General features: G+C 63.1%; 19 protein-coding genes and 1 tRNA gene. 9 read left to right on the plus strand and 11 right to left on the minus strand.

Going from position 1 to position 21730, the window contains the following annotated elements:
- Positions 1-123 precede the first annotated feature (123 nt).
- From ATB98_RS12745 to ATB98_RS12755, 3 genes are all read right to left on the minus strand, one after another.
- Complete coding sequence (locus tag ATB98_RS12745; RefSeq protein ID WP_066874124.1) at positions 124-1446, minus strand: homoserine dehydrogenase; 1323 nt, start codon at positions 1444-1446, stop codon at positions 124-126.
- A gap of 59 nt (positions 1447-1505) precedes the next feature.
- Positions 1506-2723: an LL-diaminopimelate aminotransferase gene (locus ATB98_RS12750; protein WP_066874126.1), complete on the minus strand. Its 1218-nt coding sequence runs from the start codon at positions 2721-2723 to the stop codon at positions 1506-1508.
- Positions 2724-2843: 120 nt separating this feature from the next.
- Positions 2844-3149 (minus strand): SHOCT domain-containing protein, encoded by a 306-nt coding sequence (locus tag ATB98_RS12755; RefSeq protein ID WP_066874128.1) that lies wholly within the window; start codon positions 3147-3149, stop codon positions 2844-2846.
- 109 nt (positions 3150-3258) lie between these two features.
- Between ATB98_RS12755 and phaC the strand changes: the two genes are divergently transcribed.
- Genes phaC through radC form a run of 4 tightly spaced genes read left to right on the plus strand, consistent with a single transcriptional unit; the run spans position 3259 to position 7497 of the window.
- The gene (gene phaC, locus ATB98_RS12760; protein ID WP_066874130.1) at positions 3259-5103 is read left to right on the plus strand and encodes a poly(3-hydroxyalkanoate) polymerase subunit PhaC; all 1845 of its coding nucleotides are present in this window, start codon (positions 3259-3261) and stop codon (positions 5101-5103) included.
- 17 nt (positions 5104-5120) lie between these two features.
- Positions 5121-5840, plus strand: coding sequence for a DNA/RNA nuclease SfsA (gene sfsA, locus ATB98_RS12765; protein ID WP_066874133.1), 720 nt, complete (start codon positions 5121-5123; stop codon positions 5838-5840).
- Positions 5841-5869: 29 nt separating this feature from the next.
- Entirely contained in the window at positions 5870-6709 is an 840-nt protein-coding gene (gene map / locus ATB98_RS12770) for a type I methionyl aminopeptidase (protein ID WP_066874135.1), read from the plus strand.
- Positions 6706-7497 (plus strand): RadC family protein, encoded by a 792-nt coding sequence (gene radC / locus ATB98_RS12775; RefSeq protein ID WP_066874137.1) that lies wholly within the window; start codon positions 6706-6708, stop codon positions 7495-7497. Before map ends, radC begins: the two co-directional genes overlap by 4 nt.
- Positions 7498-7522: 25 nt before the next feature.
- On the opposite strand, the gene ATB98_RS12780 is transcribed toward radC, so the two are convergent.
- The gene (locus tag ATB98_RS12780) at positions 7523-8569 is read right to left on the minus strand and encodes a magnesium and cobalt transport protein CorA (protein WP_066874393.1); all 1047 of its coding nucleotides are present in this window, start codon (positions 8567-8569) and stop codon (positions 7523-7525) included.
- Between the two features lie 205 nt (positions 8570-8774).
- On the opposite strand from ATB98_RS12780, the gene sthA reads away from it, so the two are divergent.
- Positions 8775-10178: a Si-specific NAD(P)(+) transhydrogenase gene (gene sthA / locus ATB98_RS12785; protein WP_066874139.1), complete on the plus strand. Its 1404-nt coding sequence runs from the start codon at positions 8775-8777 to the stop codon at positions 10176-10178.
- Between the two features lie 219 nt (positions 10179-10397).
- Here the strand turns inward: sthA and tig are convergent, their stop codons facing one another.
- Positions 10398-11873 (minus strand): trigger factor, encoded by a 1476-nt coding sequence (gene tig, locus ATB98_RS12790; protein ID WP_066874141.1) that lies wholly within the window; start codon positions 11871-11873, stop codon positions 10398-10400.
- A gap of 176 nt (positions 11874-12049) precedes the next feature.
- Positions 12050-12134: transfer RNA gene (locus ATB98_RS12795), tRNA-Leu, on the minus strand.
- A gap of 1057 nt (positions 12135-13191) precedes the next feature.
- Between ATB98_RS12795 and ATB98_RS12805 the strand changes: the two genes are divergently transcribed.
- The 3 genes from ATB98_RS12805 to trmFO all read left to right on the plus strand — a co-directional run bounded on the left by ATB98_RS12805 (position 13192) and on the right by trmFO (position 15439).
- On the plus strand, positions 13192-13335 hold the full coding sequence (locus ATB98_RS12805) for a DUF1127 domain-containing protein (RefSeq protein WP_066874144.1): 144 nt from the start codon (positions 13192-13194) through the stop codon (positions 13333-13335).
- Between the two features lie 445 nt (positions 13336-13780).
- Complete coding sequence (locus tag ATB98_RS12810; protein WP_066874146.1) at positions 13781-13924, plus strand: DUF1127 domain-containing protein; 144 nt, start codon at positions 13781-13783, stop codon at positions 13922-13924.
- Positions 13925-14017: 93 nt separating this feature from the next.
- Positions 14018-15439, plus strand: coding sequence for a methylenetetrahydrofolate--tRNA-(uracil(54)-C(5))-methyltransferase (FADH(2)-oxidizing) TrmFO (gene trmFO / locus ATB98_RS12815; RefSeq protein WP_066874148.1), 1422 nt, complete (start codon positions 14018-14020; stop codon positions 15437-15439).
- Between the two features lie 112 nt (positions 15440-15551).
- Here the strand turns inward: trmFO and ATB98_RS12820 are convergent, their stop codons facing one another.
- From ATB98_RS12820 to yajC, 5 genes are all read right to left on the minus strand, one after another.
- On the minus strand, positions 15552-16016 hold the full coding sequence (locus ATB98_RS12820) for a hypothetical protein (RefSeq protein ID WP_066874150.1): 465 nt from the start codon (positions 16014-16016) through the stop codon (positions 15552-15554).
- A gap of 104 nt (positions 16017-16120) precedes the next feature.
- Positions 16121-16963, minus strand: coding sequence for a phytoene/squalene synthase family protein (locus tag ATB98_RS12825; RefSeq protein ID WP_066874152.1), 843 nt, complete (start codon positions 16961-16963; stop codon positions 16121-16123).
- Between the two features lie 21 nt (positions 16964-16984).
- Positions 16985-17371 carry an Mth938-like domain-containing protein gene (locus ATB98_RS12830; protein WP_066874154.1) on the minus strand — a complete coding sequence of 129 codons (387 nt, stop codon included), beginning with the start codon at positions 17369-17371 and terminating at the stop codon, positions 16985-16987.
- Positions 17372-17373: 2 nt separating this feature from the next.
- Positions 17374-19950: a protein translocase subunit SecDF gene (gene secDF, locus ATB98_RS12835; RefSeq protein WP_066874156.1), complete on the minus strand. Its 2577-nt coding sequence runs from the start codon at positions 19948-19950 to the stop codon at positions 17374-17376.
- Positions 19951-20004: 54 nt separating this feature from the next.
- On the minus strand, positions 20005-20337 hold the full coding sequence (gene yajC, locus ATB98_RS12840) for a preprotein translocase subunit YajC (RefSeq protein ID WP_066874158.1): 333 nt from the start codon (positions 20335-20337) through the stop codon (positions 20005-20007).
- Positions 20338-20780: 443 nt separating this feature from the next.
- Between yajC and ATB98_RS12845 the strand changes: the two genes are divergently transcribed.
- The gene (locus ATB98_RS12845; protein WP_066874160.1) at positions 20781-21656 is read left to right on the plus strand and encodes an ATP-binding protein; all 876 of its coding nucleotides are present in this window, start codon (positions 20781-20783) and stop codon (positions 21654-21656) included.
- The last annotated feature ends 74 nt before the right edge of the window (positions 21657-21730 follow it).

Here is a 21730-nt window from a genome sequence, read left to right on the forward strand (position 1 = left end):
CCCGCCCGAAATCCCTTCGTTCTTAACGAAGATTTCCGGGCGGAAAAACCGGCCGACCCTACGCTCCGGCCCGCAAGATGCGCGCCGAGGCCGTTTCTCAACAGTTTTGACGTATGAAGCCGGTTACCAGGCCTTCGGCCGCTCGATGCGGATCACCTGCGGTTCACCCACGAGATAACCCTCGCCCTTGATCGAGACGATGGCCTTGCGCACCGAGGCCTCGTGCGTCGCATGGGTGACGAGGATGATCGTCTTCGGTTCGGCAGAATCCGCATACTGCTTGGAATGCTGCATGATCGATTCGAGCGAGATGTCGTTTTCGGCCATATGGCGAGCGATGTTGGCAAACACGCCTGTGCGGTCGACGACCTTCAGGCGGATGAAATAGCCGCCCTCGTGGCTCTGCATGCGGGCGCGCTTGTAAGGGAGCAGCGCCTTCGCAGGGCGACCGAATGCCGGCACGTGCTGGGCGCCCGGACGGCTCTTGGCGATGTCGGCAATGTCGCCGAGCACCGCCGACGCGGTGGCGTCGCCGCCCGCGCCAGGGCCGACCATCAGGAGCTCGCCCAGAATATCCGACTCGATCGCGACTGCGTTCGTCACACCGTCCACCTGGGCGATGACGGTGTCGTGCGGCACCATGGTCGGGTGGACACGCTGCTCGATGCCGCTCTCGGTGCGCTGCGCGACGCCGAGCAGCTTGATGCGATAACCGAGGTCGGCCGCCGCATGGATGTCCTCGATCGAGATGTTGGTGATGCCTTCGAGATAGATGTCCTCCGCGGCGATCGCCGTACCGAAGGCCAGGCTCGTCAGGATCGAGAGCTTGTGCGCGGTGTCGTTGCCCTCGATGTCGAAGGCCGGGTCCGCCTCGGCATAACCCAGGCGCTGTGCTTCCTTGAGACACTCCTCGAAGGACAGGCCCTCCTTCTCCATCTTGGTCAGGATGTAGTTGCAGGTGCCGTTCATGATCCCGTAGACGCGCGAGATCGTGTTGCCCGTCATCGATTCGCGAAGCACCTTGATGACCGGAATGCCGCCGGCGACCGCCGCTTCGTAGTTGAGCAGCGCGCCATGCTTCTCGGCAATCTCCGCCAGTTCGATCCCATGCGCCGCGAGCAGCGCCTTGTTGGCGGTCACCACGTGGATGCCGCGCTGCAAAGCCGCCTTGACCGATGAATAGGCCGGATCTCCGGCGCCACCCATGAGTTCGACAAAGACATCGATGTCTGCATCAGACGCCAGCGATACCGCGTCCTCGAACCAGGCGATGTTCGCCAGATCCACGCCGCGATCCTTCGCGCGGTTTCTTGCCGCGACCGCCCTAATCTCGATCGCCCTTCCGCATGTGGTCGCCAGCGTCTCGTGACGTTGCTGGAGAATCCGCGCGAGCGAGGCACCGACCGTCCCCAAGCCCGCAATGCCGATTTTGAGGGCATCTGCCATAGCAAGTTCCTACATGTAGAGGGCGCCCCGCCGCATCCGGCAGGGCTATTTTGACGTGGTTAGCGGTGCGCGTTGAGCGAAACGACGTTATGCAGCGTCTCGTCCGCCGTGGACAGGAAGCGCTTGATGTTACGCGCCGCCTGGCGGATCCGGTGTTCGTTCTCGACGAGGGCCAGGCGGACGTAGTCGTCGCCCTGCTCGCCGAAGCCGATGCCGGGTGCGACCGCCACATCCGCCTTCTCGACGAGGAGCTTCGAGAACTCCAGCGAGCCGAGATGACGGAACTTCTCGGGGATTTTCGCCCAGGCGAACATGGTCGCCGGCGGCGGAGGCACCTCGAAGCCCGCCTTGCCGAAGCTTTCGACCATCACGTCGCGGCGGCGCTTGTAAACCGCGCGCACCTCGGCGATGTCGCTGCCGTCGCCGTTGAGCGCCTGCGTCGCCGCCACCTGGATCGGCGTGAACGCGCCGTAGTCGAGATAGGACTTCACCCGCGTCAGGGCGGCGATCAGCCGCTCGTTGCCGACGGCGAAGCCCATGCGCCAGCCCGGCATCGAGAAGGTCTTCGACATCGACGTGAATTCGACCGTCACATCGATCGCGCCCGGCACTTCGAGCACGGAGGGCGGCGGCGCATCATCGAAGTAGATCTCCGAATAGGCGAGATCGGACAGCACGATGATGTCGTGCTTCTTCGCGAAGGCGATGACGTCCTTGTAGAAGTCGAGCGTTGCGACCTGCGCCGTCGGGTTCGACGGATAATTGAGGATCAGCGCCAGCGGCTTCGGGATCGAATGCCGCACGGCGCGTTCCAATGGCGGGAAGAACGATTCGTCCGGCTCCACGGAGATCGAGCGGATGACGCCGCCGGCCATCAGGAAGCCGAAAGCGTGAATCGGATAGGTGGGATTCGGACAAAGGACCACATCGCCCGGAGCGGTGATCGCCTGCGCCATGTTGGCGAAGCCTTCCTTCGAGCCCAGCGTCGCGACGACCTGCGTCTCGGGGTTGAGCTTGACGCCGAAGCGGCGCGCGTAATAGGCGGCCTGGGCGCGGCGCAGCCCCGGAATGCCCTTTGACGACGAATACCGATGGGTGCGTGGGTCCTGCACGACCTCGCAGAGCTTGTCGACGATCGACTGCGGAGTGGGAAGGTCCGGATTGCCCATGCCGAGGTCGATGATGTCAGCCCCGGCGGCTCGCGCGCTTGCTTTCAAACGGTTGACCTGTTCGAAAACATAGGGCGGCAGGCGCCGGACTTTGTGAAACTCTTCCATCTCAGACCTCATTTGGCACGCGCTTTTGCGAGTCCGTTCGGTATTCTCGATATGCGCGGGTGAATGGCCATCATTATGGCCATTGAACGCTTTGCTGCCAAATCATGAGAAAGGCAAGCGCTAATTCTCGATCTCCTTCAGCGTGTCGGGCCCGTGCTGCGCAGCAAGCAACTGCAGCGCCTTCAGCCGCCGCTGATACTCCGCTTCGGAGATCGCACCCGAAGCGCGTTGGGCCGAAAGCGCCGTCAGCCGCCCCTGCATGTTCAGAGCCTCTTCGTCGGTCATCTGCGGCATGGCGGCGGGCTTCTGCCCGTAGACGGAAGGATAGGTGGCGAGGTCGGCCGTGGAACTGCATCCGGCAATCGCGGTCACGAGAATCAGTCCGGAAAGCCGGGAAAGCGAACGCTGTTTTGCGACGGCAAGCATGCTGGCGATGACCCCTGTTTCTGCGGCGCGACGATGCGCTAGCCCTTGTAATCATTTTCGGGCAGAATGTAAAAATGCAAAACAAACAAGATGCTGTGGAGGACGCCGGGTGACAGCAGAAAAGGCCGAGGACACCAGCGGCAAGGGCGGTTTTTCCGGATTCGACCCGAAATCGGTCGAACCTTACGTCGTCAAGGATCCCGAAAGCCTGGCCATCAACATGGCTCGTGCGGTCGAGCAAATGGGAAGGGCGGCATCCGCATGGCTGGCGCCACGCGAGACGGGCGAGAAAGCCGACAGTTTCGCCCAGCCTGTCTCCGACATGGTCAAGACGCTCTCGAAGGTCTCCGAATACTGGCTGTCCGATCCGCGCCGCACACTCGAGGCGCAGACAAACCTCATGGGCGGCTTCTTCGACATCTGGTCGCGAACGGTCCACCGCATGGCCGGCGACACCGTCGAGGAACCGACGAGCGTCAAACGCAACGACAAGCGCTTCGCGGATGAGGACTGGGTGAAAAATCCCTTCTTCGATTTCGTCCGCCAGGCCTATTTCGTGACGTCCGACTGGGCGGAGCGCATGGTCGAGGGCGCGGAGGGGCTCGACGAGCACACCCGCCACAAGGCGGCATTCTATGTGCGCCAGATAGCGAGTGCGCTTTCCCCCAGCAATTTCATCGCCACCAATCCGCAGCTCTACCGGGAAACGGTGGCCTCAAGCGGCGCCAATCTCGTCAAAGGCATGCAGATGCTGGCCGAAGACATCGCCGCCGGCCGCGGCGACCTCCGGCTGCGGCAGACGGATACGAGCAAATTCGCGATCGGCGAGAACATCGCCGTCACTCCCGGCAAGGTGATCGCGCAAAGCGACATCTGCCAGGTCATACAATACGAGGCGAGCACCGAGACCGTGCTCAAGCGGCCGCTGCTCATATGCCCGCCCTGGATCAACAAGTACTACGTGCTCGATCTCAATCCGGAGAAATCCTTCATCAAATGGGCGGTCGACCAGGGCCACACCGTCTTCGTCGTCTCCTGGGTCAATCCGGACGAGCGCCATGCCGGCAAGGACTGGGAGGCCTATGCACGCGAAGGGATCGGCTTCGCGCTGGACACGATCGAGCGGGCGACCGGCGAGCGCGAGGTCAATGCCATCGGCTATTGCGTCGGCGGGACGCTGCTTGCCGCCACCCTGGCGCTCCATGCCGCCGAAGGCGACGACCGCATCCGCTCCGCGACGCTCTTTACGACGCAGGTTGATTTCACCCATGCCGGCGACCTCAAGGTCTTCGTCGACGACGACCAGATCCGCCATGTCGAAGCCAATATGAGCGCGACGGGTTACCTCGAAGGGTCGAAGATGGCGGCCGCATTCAACATGTTGAGGGCGTCCGAGCTGATCTGGCCCTATTTCGTCAACAACTATCTCAAGGGCCAGGACCCCCTGCCCTTCGACCTGCTCTACTGGAATTCGGATTCGACCCGGATGCCGGCGGCGAACCATTCCTTCTATCTGCGCAACTGCTATCTGGAGAACAAGCTCTCGAGGGGCGAGATGGTGCTTGCCGGTCGACGCATTTCGCTCAGAGACGTCAAGATTCCCATCTACAATCTGGCGACGAAGGAGGACCACATCGCCCCGGCGAAGTCGGTCTTCCTCGGCAGCAGCAGCTTCGGCGGCAAGGTCACCTTCGTGCTGTCCGGCTCGGGCCACATAGCCGGCGTCGTCAACCCGCCCGCCAAGGGCAAATACCAGTTCTGGACCGGAGGCCCGGCCAAGGGCGATTTCGAGACCTGGGCGAGCAAGGCGACGGAGACGCCGGGGTCGTGGTGGCCGCATTGGCACAGCTGGGTCGAAAAGCTGGACAAGCGCCGTGTTCCGGCCCGCAAGCCCGGCGGTACGCTCAACACGCTGGAGGACGCGCCCGGCTCCTATGTCCGGGTCCGCGCCTGAACCAACGGAAACGGCAGGTGCATTTCTCCCGTCCGCTCGTTCCCGCGACGCTCGTGCAGCGCTACAAGCGCTTCCTCTTCGACGCCGTTCTCGCCGACGGCACGCCGCTCACCGGCTCATGCCCGAACACCGGCTCGATGCGCGGGCTGACAACGCCGGGCTCGGCGATCTGGATGTCGGAACATGACAGTCCGACGCGCAAATATCGCCACATGCTGGAGATCGTCGAAGCGGACGGGACGCTTGTCGGCATCAATACGGGGCTGCCGAACCGGCTCGCCGAAGAGGCGATCCTCGCCGGGCAGGTCAGCGACCTCGATAGCTATGCCCTCATCAAGCGGGAGCAGAGATACGGGCGCAACTCGCGGATCGATATCCTGCTCGCCGATCCTGAGAAGGGGTTTGCCTATGTCGAGGTCAAGAACGTCCACTTCAGCCGTGAACGGGGGCTGGCGGAATTCCCGGACAGCCCGACCGCCCGCGGCGCGAAGCATCTCGAGGAACTGGGCGACATGGTGGAAGCAGGCCATCGCGCCGTTATGCTCTACCTCGTTCAACGGGACGATTGCGACCTCTTCCGGATATGCCGGGACCTCGATCCGGTCTATGCTCGTGAGTTCAAGCGGGCGATCGCACGCGGGGTCGAGGCCTATGCGGTCAAATGCGCGGTCTCGCCCTCAGAAATCGTGCCCGTGGGGTCGATGACAGTGGACGAACCGGTTGCCGCTGTTTTATGAAAAGCGCCTGAAACAACGAAAGTCTTGGAATGGTAACTTACATCGAGGCCGGCGCTGCCCCCTACAAGAACACCGGCGTCATTCGTCTTTACGGACCGGATGGATTTGAAGGCATGCGCAAGGCCTGCCAGGTGACCGCACGCTGCCTGGACGAACTCGTGGCGCGCGTACAGCCCGGCGTGACGACGGAAGAGATCGACCGCTTCGTCTTCGAATTCGGCATGGACCATGGCGCGCTGCCCGCGACGCTCAACTATCGCGGCTATACCAAGTCTTCCTGCACCTCGATCAATCACGTCGTCTGCCACGGCATCCCCAACGACAAGCCGCTGCGCGATGGGGACATCGTCAACATCGACGTCACCTATGTCGTCGACGGCTGGCACGGCGATTCGAGCCGCATGTACCCGGTCGGCGAGATCAAGCGCGCCGCCGAACGCCTGCTCGAGGTGACGCATGAATGCCTGATGCGCGGCATCGCCGCCGTTCGCCCCGGCGCCCGAACCGGCGCGATCGGCGCCGCGATCCAGGCCTATGCCGAATCCGAGCGCTGCTCGGTCGTGCGCGACTTCTGCGGCCACGGCGTCGGCCGACTGTTCCATGATGCGCCCAACATCCTTCACTACGGCAACAGCAACGAGGGGCCGGAGATGAAGGAAGGCATGATCTTCACGATCGAGCCGATGATCAATCTCGGCCGGCCGCATGTGAAGGTGCTCTCCGATGGCTGGACCGCCGTCACGCGGGACCGGTCGCTCTCGGCGCAATATGAGCACACCGTCGGCGTGACTGCGGACGGTTGCGAGATCTTCACGCTGTCACCGGCCGGCCTCTTCAAGCCTGGCATTGCCGCACTGGGCAACGCGTGACGAAGCCGCCGATTTCCGCCGCAGCCGATCCGGACGAGCCCGCGGACGAGCGGCAGTTCTTCGCGCCGCAGAAACGGCGGAGCGTTGGAACGGTACCGTCGCCCGACGGTGCCGCCGAGGCGCATTACCATGGTCACCGCGACCGGCTCAGGGCTCGCTACCGCGAGCACGGCGAGCAGGCGCTTGCCGACTACGAGATTCTCGAACTCATCCTGTTTCGCCTGATCCCCCGTCGCGATACCAAGCCGATCGCCAAGGCGCTCATCGACCGCTTCGGGACGCTTGCCGGCGTTTTCGGCGCGCCGCTCAACCTGCTCAACGAGGTGAAGGGCGTCGGCGAGAGCGTGGCGCTCGATCTCAAGCTGATCGCCACCGCAACGCAACGGATGCTGAAGAGCGAGTTGCGCAACAAGCAGGTGCTGTCGTCCTGGAGCGCCGTCATCGACTATTGCCACGCGGCGATGGCGCACGAGACGAAGGAGCAGTTCCGCATCCTGTTCCTCGACAAGCGCAACGCGCTGATCGCCGACGAGGTGCAGCAGCAGGGCACGATCGACCACACCCCGGTCTATCCTCGCGAGGTGGTCAAGCGGGCGCTGGAGCTTTCCGCTACCGCCTTGATTTTGGTGCACAACCATCCCTCGGGCGATCCGACCCCTTCGCGCGCGGACATAGAAATGACCAAGCTGATCGCCGACGCGGCCAAGCCGCTCGGCATCACGGTCCACGACCACGTGATCATCGGCAAGGACGGGCATGTCAGCATGAAGGGCTTGCGGCTGTTCTGACGGCGCGGCCTGCTACCGCATGCGATCACAGCCACCGCGCCCGGCGGAAGAGCCTATAAAGGGTCGCGCACAGGGCGAAGATCACGGCCAGGACGACGAAATAGCCATAACGGAACTTCAACTCCGGCATCTCGTCGAAGTTCATGCCGTAAATGCCGGCGATTGCCGTCGGAACCGCGAGAATTGCGGCCCAGGAGGCGAGCTTGCGCGATATTTCCGTCTGCTCCGACTGTCCGATCATCAGGCTCGCCTCGAAAGTGAAGGCGAGCACCTCGCGCAGCGCATCGAGGTCCTCCTGGACCCGCCGCACATGGTCGGTGACATCGCGGAACAAAGGCTGCATTGCCGCGTCCATGCCCGGCAGTTCGAGATGCTCGTGCCGTCGGCACACGTCGACCAGCGGAACGACCGCATTGCGCAGGCGCAGCAGATTGCGGCGCATCATGTAGAGGCGCTCGATGTCCGTCTTGTCGAGCCGCGAGCGCAGCAGCCGGTCTTCCAGTTCCTCGACCTCGCCATGGATCGCTTCGAGCACCGGCATATAGTTGTCGACGATGAAATCGAGGATGGAATAGAGAATGTAGTTCTCGCCGTGCGCCAGGGCGGCCGGCGACGATTCGCATCGCTGTCTTACCGCCATGTAGGAGGTCGACGCACCGTGGCGAACGGAGACGACATAGCCGCGCCCGACGAAGAGATGGGTTTCGCCGAAGGCGATCTCGTCTCCGACCATGTGGGCGGTTCTCGCGACGACAAAGATGGCGTCACCGTAGATTTCGAGCTTCGGACGCTGGTGTGCCTTGCCGGCATCCTCGATCGCCAGATCGTGCAGATCGAACTCCCTTTGCACCTGCCGCAGGAGCTGCTCGTCCGGCTCATGCAGGCCGATCCAGATGACGACGTTCTCCTGGTTTCGCCATTCCCCCGCTTCTTCCACTTCGATATCGCGCAGGCGCCGCCCGTTCTGATAGACGGCGGCCGCCACGACCCCGCGGCGGCTGCGCGGCGCTGCCTGCTCGCCGGCGTCCATTAAATGCGGTGCAGCCGATTTGCCGTCCTTCATCCGCTCCAGCGCCATCGGCAGGCATCCTCCACTTTGTCGCTGAACTAGCAGCGGCTATTGTCCGAGAATCAACATAGCCGCATTTGCCCCTGGACGCATCCAGGACAGATCATTGCGGCATTGCACTTCATGAAATAGTGCGGTTGAAGGTATAGATGTGCTGCGCGAAGTCTGCCGCCTTCACCAACGGTCCTCGCGGTGTCAGGGGAAGTTCATGAACCAATTCGATCTCATCGTCGTCGGCAGCGGTCCCGCCGGGCGCAGGGGCGCCATCCAGGCCGCAAAACTCGGCAAGAAGGTGCTCGTCATCGAGCAGGGAAAGCGCGTCGGGGGTGTCTCCGTCCACACCGGAACCATTCCGTCCAAGACGCTGCGCGAAACCGCGCTCAATCTTACCGGCTGGCGCGAGCGCGGCTTCTACGGCCGCTCCTATCGCGTGAAGCAGGAGATCAGCGCCGACGACCTGCGCCAGCGCCTGATCATCACGCTCAACCACGAAGTCGAGGTGCTGGAGCATCAATTTGCACGAAACCGCGTGCAGCACGTCCGCGGCCGCGCGAGCTTCGTCGCTCCGACCACGCTCGAGGTCGCCAAGGATGACGGCGACAGCATGCTCGTCTCCGGCGAAAACATCCTGCTCGCGGTCGGAACGAAACCCTTTCGCCCGGACTACATCCCCTTTGACGGCAAGACCATCGTCGACAGCGACGAACTGCTCGAGATCCGGCAACTGCCGCGCTCGATGGTGGTGATCGGCGCCGGCGTCATCGGGATCGAATATGCCACCATCTTCAGCGCGCTGGACACCCAGGTCACGGTCATCGATCCCAAGACGACGATGCTCGATTTCATCGATCGGGAGATCGTCGAGGATTTCAGCTATCAGCTGCGCGACCGCAGCATGAAGCTCAATCTCGGCCAGAAGGCGGAAAAGGTGGAGCGGCTCGACGACGGTAAGGTCGTGCTTACGCTCGACAACGGCCGCAAGATCACCACCGAGATGGTCCTCTATGCCGCGGGCCGCATGGGGGCGACGGACGCGCTCAATCTCCCCGCCGCAGGGCTTGAGGCGGACAGCAGGGGACGACTTCGGGTCAATCCCGAGACGTTCCAGACCGCGGTGGCGAACATCTATGCCGCCGGCGACGTCGTCGGCTTCCCGAGCCTGGCTTCAACATCGATGGAACAGGGACGTGTCGCTGCCCGCGTCGCCGTCGGTGCGATCGCCAAGGAGCCGCAGAAATATTTCCCCTACGGCATTTATGCGGTGCCGGAAATCTCCACCTGCGGGCTTTCCGAAGAAGAGGTCAAGGAACGCGGCATTCCTTACGAATGCGGCATCGCCCGGTTCCGCGAGACATCGCGCGGGCACATCATGGGGCTCGACTCGGGCCTGTTGAAGATGATCTTTTCGTTGAGGACGAGGCGGCTCCTCGGCGTGCATATCATCGGCGAAGGCGCGACCGAACTCGTGCATATCGGCCAGGCGGTGCTCAACCTGAAGGGGACCGTCGAATATTTCGTCGAGAACACCTTCAACTACCCGACGCTTGCCGAGGCTTACAAGATCGCCGGGCTCGACGCCTGGAACCGTATGGGTGAGATCAAGGCGGACTGAGCGCACCAGGCTCTTCTCCGGGGTCCGCCCCCTGATCCGGCCTGCCGGCCACCTTCTCCCCGCAGACGGGGCGAAGCGGACTCGCGGCGCCGCCGGCGCAAAAATTCTTTCTCCCCGTATGACGCCCGCAAGCGGGGAGAGGGGCAGCGCCACAACGAACAAGCCGCCCAACAAAAAGGCCGCCCGGAGGCGGCCTTTGCATCGTTCGGTCGAAGCCGATTACTCGGCGCTGTCGTCCGCCGCCTTCTTCTTGGCGGGAGCCTTCTTCTTCGGCGCGGCAGCCTCTTCGCCTTCGGCGGCTTCCGCCTTGGCAGCGGCCTTCTTCTTGGCGGCAGCCTTCTTGACCGGCTTCTCGTCGGTTTCGTCCTCAGCCATCAGTTCGTCCTTGGAGACCGTCTTGTCCGTGACGGCGACCTCGGTGAGCAGGTGATCGACGACCTTCTCTTCGAACAGCGGGGCGCGCAGCGAAGCGGCAGCGCCGGGGGTGTTCTTGAAATAGTCGAAGATCTGCTTTTCCTGGCCCGGGAACTGGCGGAGCTGCTCGAACAGCGAACGCTGCATTTCCTCATCGCTCACCTGGACGCCGGCCTTCTCGCCGATTTCGGAGAGGACGAGGCCGAGGCGGACGCGGCGCTCGGCGAGCTTGCGATACTCGGCGCGGGCTTCCTCTTCCGTCGTCTCTTCGTCGGCGAACGTCTTGCCGGCCTGCTCGAGGTCGGTGTTGATCTGGCGCCAGATGTTGTTGAACTCGGCGTCGACGAGGCGCTCGGGGGTCTCGAACTTGTAGAGCTCGTCGAGCTGGTCGAGCAGCTGGCGCTTGACCTTCTGGCGTGTGACCGAGCCGTACTGGCTCTCGATCTGGCCGCGGACGATCTCCTTCAGCTTGTCCACGGATTCGAGGCCGAGCTTCGTTGCCAGTTCGTCGTTGATCTCGATCGCGGCGGCGGCAGCGACATCCTTCACGGTGATGTCGAAGGTCGCTTCCTTGCCGGCGAGGTTGGCAGCCGGATAGTCGGCCGGGAACGTCACCGTGATGGTCTTCTCATCGCCCGCCTTCACGCCGACGAGCTGCTCCTCGAAGCCCGGAATGAAGCGGTTGGAGCCAAGCACGAGCTCGGCGTCTTCATCCTTGCCGCCGTCGAAGGCGACGCCGTCGACCTTGCCGAGATAGTCGATCGTGACGCGATCGCCGTTCTCGGCCTTGCCCTTCTTCGATTCGTAGGTGCGGGCGCTCTCAGCGATGCGCAGGATCTGCTCGTTGACTTCCTCGTCGCCGATGTCAACGACTTCGCGCGTCACCTTGATGCCGCTCACGTCCTTGAGTTCGATCGCCGGGATGATCTCGTAGGCAACGGTGAATTCGAAGTCGGCTTCGGCTTTCAGGATCTTGTCGGCTTCCGACTCGTCCTCGGTCATCGCGATTTCCGGCTGGGTGGCCGACTTCTCGCCGCGGCTCGTCAGGATCTCGGTCGGCTTCTCGCGAACAATCTCGTTGACGAGATCGGCCATGATCGACTTGCCGTAAACCTTTTTCAGATGCGCGACCGGCACCTTGCCGGGACGGAAGCCGTTGATGCGAACCCGATCCTTCACCTCGGCCAGACGCTCGTTCATCCGAGCTTCCATTTCGGTGGCCGGAATGACGACCTTGAGTTCCCGCTTCAGCCCTTGAGCGAGCGTTTCGATAACCTGCATGTTCAAACCTTCATTTCACGTTGACAGTGCTCTTCCCCTGGTGAGGCTTGGCGAGCACGTGAGCCGATCCATTTGCCGGGAGTGGCTTTACGCAATTCCAACCGCTTTGCAAGCAAAATGGCACCCCGCCTGCCCTTCTCGCCGTCGAATATCGACGCATGGCCGCGATATCGTCCTGGTGCGGGTAGAGAGACTTGAACTCCCACGCCTTGCGGCACCAGAACCTAAATCTGGCGTGTCTACCAATTTCACCATACCCGCGTTCAGACGATCGCACCGCCCAATCGCATTCCTGCAAGACCAAATCAGCGGAATGCCGCGGATATTCTGGACGTGCGAAGGGTACAGGGCTTCCCGAGCGCGGCGTCTCTATATCATCCGTTTTCGCCGGATCAAAGGGAAAATGCACACTGCAGCGGCACCATTGCCGCCCATATCGGGACCGTAAGATCCGATACCGGCAAGATAATGATGATCGTCCCGGCGCGGACCGCAACTCGCTCCCAGCGCATGCGCCACCCCTGAAATACTGCGGGGAATTGCACGATCCGCATATCTTCCATGTCGATATTGCACTGCACAAACAAAGTTGCCGCCAGTATATTCAAGACATCGAAGGCGACCGCAGTCACAAGTGAAGCGGAAGCCCGCGACCCGAGCATGCAGCTCGACGGAATTCGAAGCAGCGGAACTCCTCCTCCCATCGCCGCTTCGATAGGATTGGCAGCACTCCTCCTCCCGGTTGCCAATCGCTCTTGTGACGCCCGCCGGACCTCCTCCCCCGGCGGGCGTTATTCTTTTCCCGACAACGTCTTGCGCCGCACGCATGATTTCGCCTTCTGCACGGTATCAGGTGCCTTTTGGCGCCGCATCAACGAGCCATGCAAGAAAGGCATAGTTGTCATTCAACGGCAGCCCTAGGCAAATCCGGTCGTCCACCCTATCTATCGATCATCGGTCGGGCAGCGCACTCCTCCTCCCAGCGCTCCCGATCCGGATTGGCGACACTCCTCCTCCTAGTTGCCAATCAGAACAAGCGACGCCCGCCGGACCTCCTCCCCCGGCGGGCGTCGTCTTTTGCAAGGTCCACCTGTCTCTCGCTCGATTATGACGCTCATGGCGGCCGGTGCCGGGCGGCACCGGCGCGGCTGCTCAAGGGCAGGTTAAAGGGAGCAAAAAGGCTTGCAGGCCATGCATGGGTGCGATGCAGCATTGTCTCTGTAACGGGCCGTCAGATCGATTATATTCCAGACCATAAGATGACGGCCAGCAAGAGAGACAGAGCGCTGGCAAACGAACCTAGGAAAGGCATAGGATCATGAACCTCGCACGTTCTTTCAACAACTGGCGCAAGTATCGTCAGACCTGCAGCGAACTCGGCCGCATGAGCGACCGCGAACTGAGCGACCTCGGCATCGGCCGCGGCGACATTCCCTACGTTGCTCGCCAGGCGATCAAGTAAGCGTCACGCTTCGCCAAAACGACAGTTTCCCGAAAACGCCCTCCGGCTCGGCCGGCGGGCGTTTTTCTTTGCTCACGTAACAGAATAAGTGCCGGAGACACGGCAACGTTTCGCACGTGCGAAATGGCTCCAGCGTGGTTTTCTGCCGATGGCCCTACGCTCCCGATGAGCACCCGCCCGGGGCGATGGCCGCATCTCGCCAGGTGTTGGAAAAGGCCCGTCGGCACAATGCGTTGACCGCAGCCCGGCGCATCCGATCCTATGTCGATGCATGGTGCATTTTCGAGCGTGGGCGCTTCGCTGCTCAGGAAACCGGCGATGCAGTGCACAAATGCATAGCAGATGCATTTTCTTTGCACTCCATCCTCCAATTAGACAAGCGTATAAGAACCTCAACGACGCAGACAAAACACCGTCGCGACACATTGATCTCGAGGAAAAGACCATGAACCCGATTCGCATTGCAAAAAGCTGGATCAACTACCGCCGCACCGTTGCCGAGCTCGGCAGCCTGTCGAACCACACCCTGAGCGATATCGGCATCACCCGCTACGATATCCGCAACATCGCGGCCCGCTCCTTCCGCTAATCGGAACGAGCATCGCAGACCTCCTAAGACGGCGCCCTCGGGCGCCGTTTTCGTTTCTTGGAAGCGCGGGACGGCTGTGGTAGGAAGCCGCGCATGAACACGAAGACTTCTTCCTCCTATTCGCCCATCCATGTCATCGGCGGCGGCCTGGCCGGTTCCGAAGCCGCCTGGCAGATCGCCGAAGCGGGCGTGCCGGTCATCCTGCATGAGATGCGCGGCGTACGGGGCACGGATGCCCACAAGACCGACGGCCTCGCCGAACTCGTGTGCTCCAACTCCTTCCGCTCGGACGACGCGACGAGCAACGCCGTCGGCGTGCTCCATGCGGAAATGCGCCTTGCGGGCTCGCTGATCATGCACTGCGCCGATCGCAACCAGGTACCCGCGGGCGGCGCGCTTGCCGTCGACCGCGACGGTTTCTCCGACGCCGTCAGTGCCGCAATCGAGAGCCACCCGCTGATCACCGTCCTGCGCGAAGAAGTGCGCGGCCTGCCGCCGAAGGAGTGGGATCTCGCCATCATCGCGACAGGCCCGCTGACGGCCCCCGATCTCGCCGAAGCGATCCGGCGGGAGACCGGTGCCGATGCGCTCGCCTTCTTCGATGCGATCGCGCCGATCGTCTACGCCGACACGATCGACATGGATATCTGCTGGCACCAGTCGCGCTACGACAAGGTCGGCCCCGGCGGCACCGGCAAGGACTATATCAATTGCCCGCTGACGGAAGAAGAGTACAACGCCTTCGTCGACGCGCTTATCGCCGGCGACAAGACGGGCTTCAAGGAATGGGAAGGCACGCCCTATTTCGACGGCTGCCTGCCGATCGAGGTCATGGCGGAACGCGGGCGTGAGACCTTGCGGCATGGGCCGATGAAGCCGATGGGGCTCACCAATGCCCATAACCCTGCGGTCAAGCCCTATGCGGTCGTACAACTGCGCCAGGACAATGCGCTCGGCACGCTCTACAACATGGTCGGTTTCCAGACGAAGCTGAAATATGGGGCGCAGGCAGAAATCTTCCGGATGATCCCGGGCCTCGAGAAAGCCGAGTTCGCAAGGCTCGGCGGGCTGCACCGCAATACCTACATCAACTCGCCCACCCTGCTCGATCAATCGCTGACGCTCAAGTCGCGGCCGGGCCTGCGCTTCGCCGGCCAGATCACCGGCTGCGAGGGCTATGTCGAAAGCGCCAGCATCGGGCTCCTGGCCGGCCGCTTCGCAGCGGCCGAGCGCAAGGGCGAAACGCCCTCCCCGCCGCCCGTCACCACGGCATTCGGCGCCCTGCTCAACCATATCACCGGCGGCCATATCGTCTCCGATGACGAGCCGGGCAAGCGGTCGTTCCAGCCGATGAACGTCAATTTCGGCCTGTTCCCGCCGCTGGAGCCCGGCGCGCTTACGAGACCGGACGGCGCCAAGCGCTTCCGCGGCAAGGAGAAGGCGCTCGCCAAGAAGCAGGCGACGGCATCGCGAGCCCTAAGCGATTGCGCAAGCTGGCTCGGCAAGACGGCGTAAATCCCCGACGAGGGCGGCGGCGCGAGTTCCCTTCTCCCCGCCTGCGGTCGCCTGCGGGGAGAAGGCGGCCGGCAGGGCGGATGAGGGCAAAAACGTCAACAGAAGCCCGCGATCAATCGATCGTCTGCGCCGCCTGTCCGACGTCGGAGGGCGCGTCCGTGTCCGATCTGGGCGTGAAACTGCCAAGCAGCCAGAGCGAGACCTCCGCTGCCTCAGCCGCCGTTCGGAACTCGAAGGCATTGTCCAGGTAGTTGAACTCCGGGAAATGGACGATCAGCCCCTGCCCGCTCTCGGACGTGTTGACCCGCACCTTGCCGGGCTGGATCACATGGCATACGTAATGCGTGCCGTGCGACTGGATGAAACCGGCCTTGCCGTCGTGCAGGCGCAGGAAGATCGCCTGCCTGTCGACGGTCGAATGCAGGGCCCGGATCGCTTCGTCCGGAAACGCACGGCCGAATTCGACGATGGCCGAGCCGGCGTCCGGATTGTCGGCGTCATGCTCCGCACGCGCGTTCATGCGAACGTAAAAGGCACCGACCGCAGCAACGAGGGCCAGGAGCAGCAACCAAAGCATGACAGGTTACCTTCAAGCGACAGGAATCCGATAGACGAGTTTTATCCCGCGAGACTTGCGCCAGCTTGACCCGCGTGACGGAGCACGCCCGCGCCTCATACCGCTCAGAACCGCCGTCTGAGGCTTGCCCGCCACATCCGCCATTGCCGCCGCCATTGCGGCGGCTGGATCGGTTGCCTGAGGATTTTGGCCCCCGCAGCCTCCGCACGATCGAGCACCGGTTCGGCGAGTGCGACCGGAAGAAACGCGAAGAAATTCAGCGGCGAGATCGCATCCAGGCCTTTGCGCGCCTTGGCGAGATGATCGCGACCGAGGCCGCAGATCGCCCGCACCGCCCTATCGATCGCTTCTTCGTCGCGGCCGGCAAGCAGCGTCTCCCGGTCGAGGCCGGTCGCACGCAGGAGCTCCGAGGGAAAATAGACCTGGCCGCGTCGCGTGTGAATCGGCAGAAGCAGGAGCAGCCCGGCGATCGTCTGGGCGACCCCGGCATGCCCGGCGGCCTCTGCCGAATTCGGCGCATTCACCGGATCGAGGATCAGCGAGGAGAGCTGGATCAGCGCCGAGGCCGTTTCGCCGGCATATCCCTCCAGCGCCGCCCTGTCCTGCATCGGATCGTCGTAGAGATCGAAGATGCGCGCGTCGATCATGTTCTGGAGCACGTCGACCGGCAGCCGGTGCTCGCGAATGACGCGCAACAACGCCGCGGCCAGCGGATGGCCCTCGCCGGCCGATTGCTCGTTTTCGAGAATGTCGCGCCACCACTGCAGCCGGATTTCACCCGGCAGCGGCTCGTGGATCATGTCACGCACGCGGGCGATTTCGGCGTAAAATGCATAGAGCGCCGCAAGCGAACGACGCTTCTCCGGGGGAGAAAGCAGGCAGGCGAGGTAGCGATCACGGTCGGTGTCCCGCAGGCTTGCGAGAATCTCGGCATCAGGCTGTTGCAAGCTGAACTTCCTTCGAAATCGTCACACCGCAATCAAGGCCGCGGCGACCGCGCGCGATTCCGCCAGCATGACGTTATAGGTCCGCACCGCCGCGCCGGTGTTCATCGGATCGGAAGAGATGCCGGCGGCCGTGAGCGCCGCCTTCAACTCCTTGGGCAGGGGCCGGATTTCGCGGCCGGTACCGACGAGCAGCACCTCGATCTCGCGCGCCTCATCGAGGACACGCTGGAATTTCTGAACCGACAGCGGGTCGCCTTCGATGAGGTCCCAGGCATAGATGCCGGAGGGGAGCATCAGCACGGAGCCGCGATGCGACATGTCGGCAAAGCGGAAGCCGCCATTGCCGTAGGCGTCGACCGGCGCACGTCCCGGAAAGTGCGCCTCACGCATTTCGATACCCTTTGCCATGATCAGGCGGCACCCTTTGCCTCTGTGCCTGGCGCGGTCTCCCCGCCGACGGGGTCCGGCTCACCATCCAGGCGATGGTTGCGGCGGTTGAAGAGAATGAGAACCGGCCCGGCGATATAGATCGACGAAACCGTCCCCACAAGCACACCGAAGATGAGCGTCGCGCTGAAGGATTGCACAAGGATGCTGCCGCCGAACAGATACAGGGCAGCGAGTGCGAGCAGCGTCGTCAAGGCCGTAAGCACGGTGCGCGACAGCGTCTGGTTGATCGATATGTCGATCAGGACCGACAGCCGCATCCTCCGATAGCGCGCGAGGTTCTCGCGAATTCGATCGTAAATCACCATGGTGTCGTTCAGAGAATAGCAGACGATCGTCAGCAGCGCGGCAATACTGGCGAGGTTGAACTCCACACCCGTCACGACGAGGAAACCAAGGGTCAAAAGCACGTCGTGCAGCGTTGCCACGATGGCGCCGACGGCAAAGCGCCAGCCGAAACGAAACCAGACGTAGAGCAGCACCGCCAGCATCGCCGCCGCCAGGGCAAGCGTGCCGGCCCGCGTGAGTTCCCCGGACACGCCGGGGGCGACCACCTCCACGCGCCGGAACACGTACTGATCCTCGAGTTCGGCGCGGACCAGGCCGACCGCGGTCTGTTCGGCATTGTCTCCGGCCTCCTGCGACGGGACACGGATGAGAACGTCCCGCCCGGAACCAAGTTCCTCGACGCGAACGTCGCCGAGGTTCAGTTCATCGAGACGGGCGCGGATATAGTCGGTGTCGGCGAGGCCCGTCCGCGCTCTGAGTTCGATGAGGGAGCCGCCCCTGAAGTCGGCTCCCATGTTGAGCCCGAGACCGGTCAGAAGGAACAGCGAAGCGAGCGACAGCGCGGCCATCAGGATGAAGACCGGGTTGCGGATAGCCATGAAACGAAAATCCGCGGCGCTGAAAAAGCCCGTGCGGATGCCGCGCGGCAGTCGCCGCGGCCGGCGACGCCGATACCATCCGCGGATGAGCCGGCGCGTCAGGCTGTGGGCGGTGAGGATCGTGGTAACGCTGCCGATGGCGAGCGTTACGGCGAAGCCACGGATCGCACCCGAACCGAGGGAGAGCAGCAGCGCGCCCGCAATCAACATCGTGAGGTTGGCGTCCACGATGCTTCTCAGAACGCGCGCGAAACCGTCGTCGAGCGCTCTCCTCAAGGGCTGGTCGCTGCTGCGCGCTTCCTCCCTGAGGCGCTCGTAGATCAAAACGTTCGAATCGACGGCGACGCCGATCGTCAGGATGATCCCGGCAATACCGGGCAGCGTCAGCGTCGCTCCGAGAAGCGACAGGACCGCAATGATCAGGACCAGGTTCACGACGACGGCGATCACGGCCACGAGGCCGAAGAAGCCGTAGAAACCGATCATGCAGGCTGCGACCGCAAATGCCGCGATCAGTCCTGCCTTGAGGGCGCCGGCAATCGCGTCCGTTCCCACCTCGGGCCCGACGGTACGCTCCTCGATGACCGTCAGCGAAACGGGCAGCGGGCCGGCACGCACCAGCGCGGCGAGATTGTTGGCCCCCTCCTGCGAAAGATTGCCCGAAATCCGCGCGCTGTCGCCGCTTATCGCTGCAGCGACAGCAGGGGTCGAGACGACCTGTCCGTCGAGCACGATGGCGAATTGCCGTTTTCCATCCGTCTGCAGCAGCGGCGCGAGGCCGGCGGCGACATCGGCCTTCAGCTTGACGTTGACGACGGGTTCGCCCGTTGCCGGATCGAAGCCGGGCTGCGCCTCGACAAAGTCGCCCGCTGAGGCAAAGGCACGCTTTTCGACCAGATAGGGAACCGGCGGATCGTCGAGGGAATAGAGGACCTCGGATGCCGCCGGCGGCTTCGTGTCCACCGCCTGCTGCGCGGACATCGAGGGATCCAGCCACCTGAAGGCAACGTCGCCGCGTTGGCCGAGAAGGTCCTTCAGACGCTGCGGATCGTCCAGACCAGGCACCTCGACGCTCAGGCGGTCCTTGCCGCGACGGTCGATGACGGGCTCGACGGCGACCACTTCGGCAACCCGCCGGCGGACGACCTCGATCGACTGCGTGACCGCGGCGGCGACCCGCAGGTCGATGCCCTCGTCGGTCAGGCGAAGCCGGAACGGCTCGCCAGGCGCGCTCTCCGCGTAAGCCAGTTCCTGGATCGGATCCCGGAAAAGATCGCCGGTTTCGACGGGGGTGGTCAAAACCCGCAATGCCTCGCGCGCGGCTCCCGCTTTTGCCGCATCGCGAATGCGAAACCGGATCGTCTGACCGCTGCCGGAGAGGCCCGTGTAAGCGATATCGGCGGCCCGGAAGGCATTGGCGATCCCATTGATCGTGGCCTGCAGCCGCTCGGCGACGATGTCCTCGCGGCTGACCTTCAGCACGATGTGCGAGCCGCCCTCGAGATCAAGTCCGAGCGGCACCTGCCGATGCGGCAGCCATCGCGGCCATTCGGCAAGCTCGTCCCTCGGAACGAGATTCGGCAGCGCGAAGGCAAAGCCCGCGAGAACGACCAGCCAGATGAGGGTGTTTTTCAACGGCGAGAACTTGGGCATGCTTCAAAATGCTCCATTCGCCGGGCTCGACCGGTCGCGGCTATGGCTCGAAGTCTACTCCTTGACGGGTTCGCCCTTGACGCGGACTTCGGAAATGCCGCTGCGGACCACACGCACCTTGGTGCCCTCGGCGATCTCCACCTCGAGCTCCGCATCGTCGACGACCTTGGTGACCTTGCCGACGATCCCGCCGCCGGTCACGACCTGATCGCCGCGGCGGATGTTCTTCAGGAGCTCTTCGCGACGCTTCATCTGCGCGCGCTGCGGGCGGATGATCAGGAAATACATGACCACGAAGATCAGAAGGAATGGCAGAATGGACATCAAAATGTCGGCGCCGCCGGCACTCGGGGCGCCCGTCTGCGCGAAAGCTTCGGTAATGAACATCGATCACTCCTTGGGTTCAAATTGCACGGCGGTTCCCGCGACAAACTGCCGGAATATAGGCAAGCCGTCCCGCAACACAAATCGCGGGCGCCCTTCTCCGTTTCTCCTGCCTCTGGCACAATTTCTGCAAGAGGAGAACCCCCCGAGGGCTCGAGCCGGGGCTTTTCCAGCGCAAACCGCCGTGCTACCTGCGCAAATGCCGCCGCAACCGGCGGTCCGCTACTGCATGTCACCTTGAATCGACCTCGATTCAAGGACAGAGACATGCAGCAATTCAAAGTGTTACAGCGACCCTTGCGCGTCTGATGAGACGCGCGGCACTGTGGAGCACGCAACGGATGGACGGCGCGGGCAATTCAAGGAATTGGCTGAGCCTGGCGCACTGCCGCCGTCGCGTCGGCATAGTCCCGCATCAGAGATAAGGTTCGCCGGAGATAGATGAGATGCACGAAAGCAAGATCGACGTCCTGATCAACGAAGTACAGAAGCTTTCAGCAGCGCTCGAGCGGATCGCCGGTCCGGCCCATGCGGTCAACGATTGGGATGCGGCAGACTGCTTCGTCTGGGCGCCCGCCACGCGCCACTTGCAGCCCGTCCCGAAGCCGAACCGTATCGACCTCTCGCTGATTGCCGGTGTCGATCATGTTCGCGACATCCTCTTCGACAACACGCTCCGCTTCGCCGAAGGCTATCCGGCGAACAACGTGCTCCTCTGGGGCGCGCGGGGCATGGGCAAGTCGTCGCTGGTCAAGGCAGTCCACGCCAAGGTAGCGCGCGAGACCGGCCGCGCGCTGAAACTCGTTGAAGTCCATCGCGAAGACATCTCGACCCTGCCGGCGCTCATGGAAATCCTGAAGGCGGCGCCGATGCCCGTGATCGTCTTCTGCGACGATCTCTCCTTCGACCACGACGACACGTCCTACAAATCGCTGAAGGCGGTTCTCGACGGCGGGGTCGAGGGGCGCCCTCTGAATGTCGTGCTTTATGCGACCTCCAACCGCCGGCACCTGTTGCCGCGCAACATGATGGAGAACGAGCAGTCGACCGCGATCAATCCGTCGGAGGCGGTCGAGGAGAAGGTGTCTCTATCGGACCGGTTCGGCCTGTGGCTCGGCTTCCACAAGTGCAGCCAGGACGACTACCTCGAGATGGTTGACGGATATGCGCGCTATTACAAATTGCCGGTCGAACCGGAAACGCTGCATGTCGAGGCGCTGGAATGGGCGACAACGCGGGGATCGAGATCCGGCCGCGTCGCCTGGCAATTCATTCAGGATTTCGCCGGGCGCCTGCGCAGACAGCTCGACGCATCCGCGTGATCGAACGGAGAACCGGTCTTTCGCGGGAGGGGAATGCGATGCATTCGCGGGTGCGCCCCTCATCCGCCTGCCGG

It is taken from the genome of Sinorhizobium saheli (assembly GCF_001651875.1).
Lineage (GTDB): Bacteria > Pseudomonadota > Alphaproteobacteria > Rhizobiales > Rhizobiaceae > Sinorhizobium > Sinorhizobium saheli.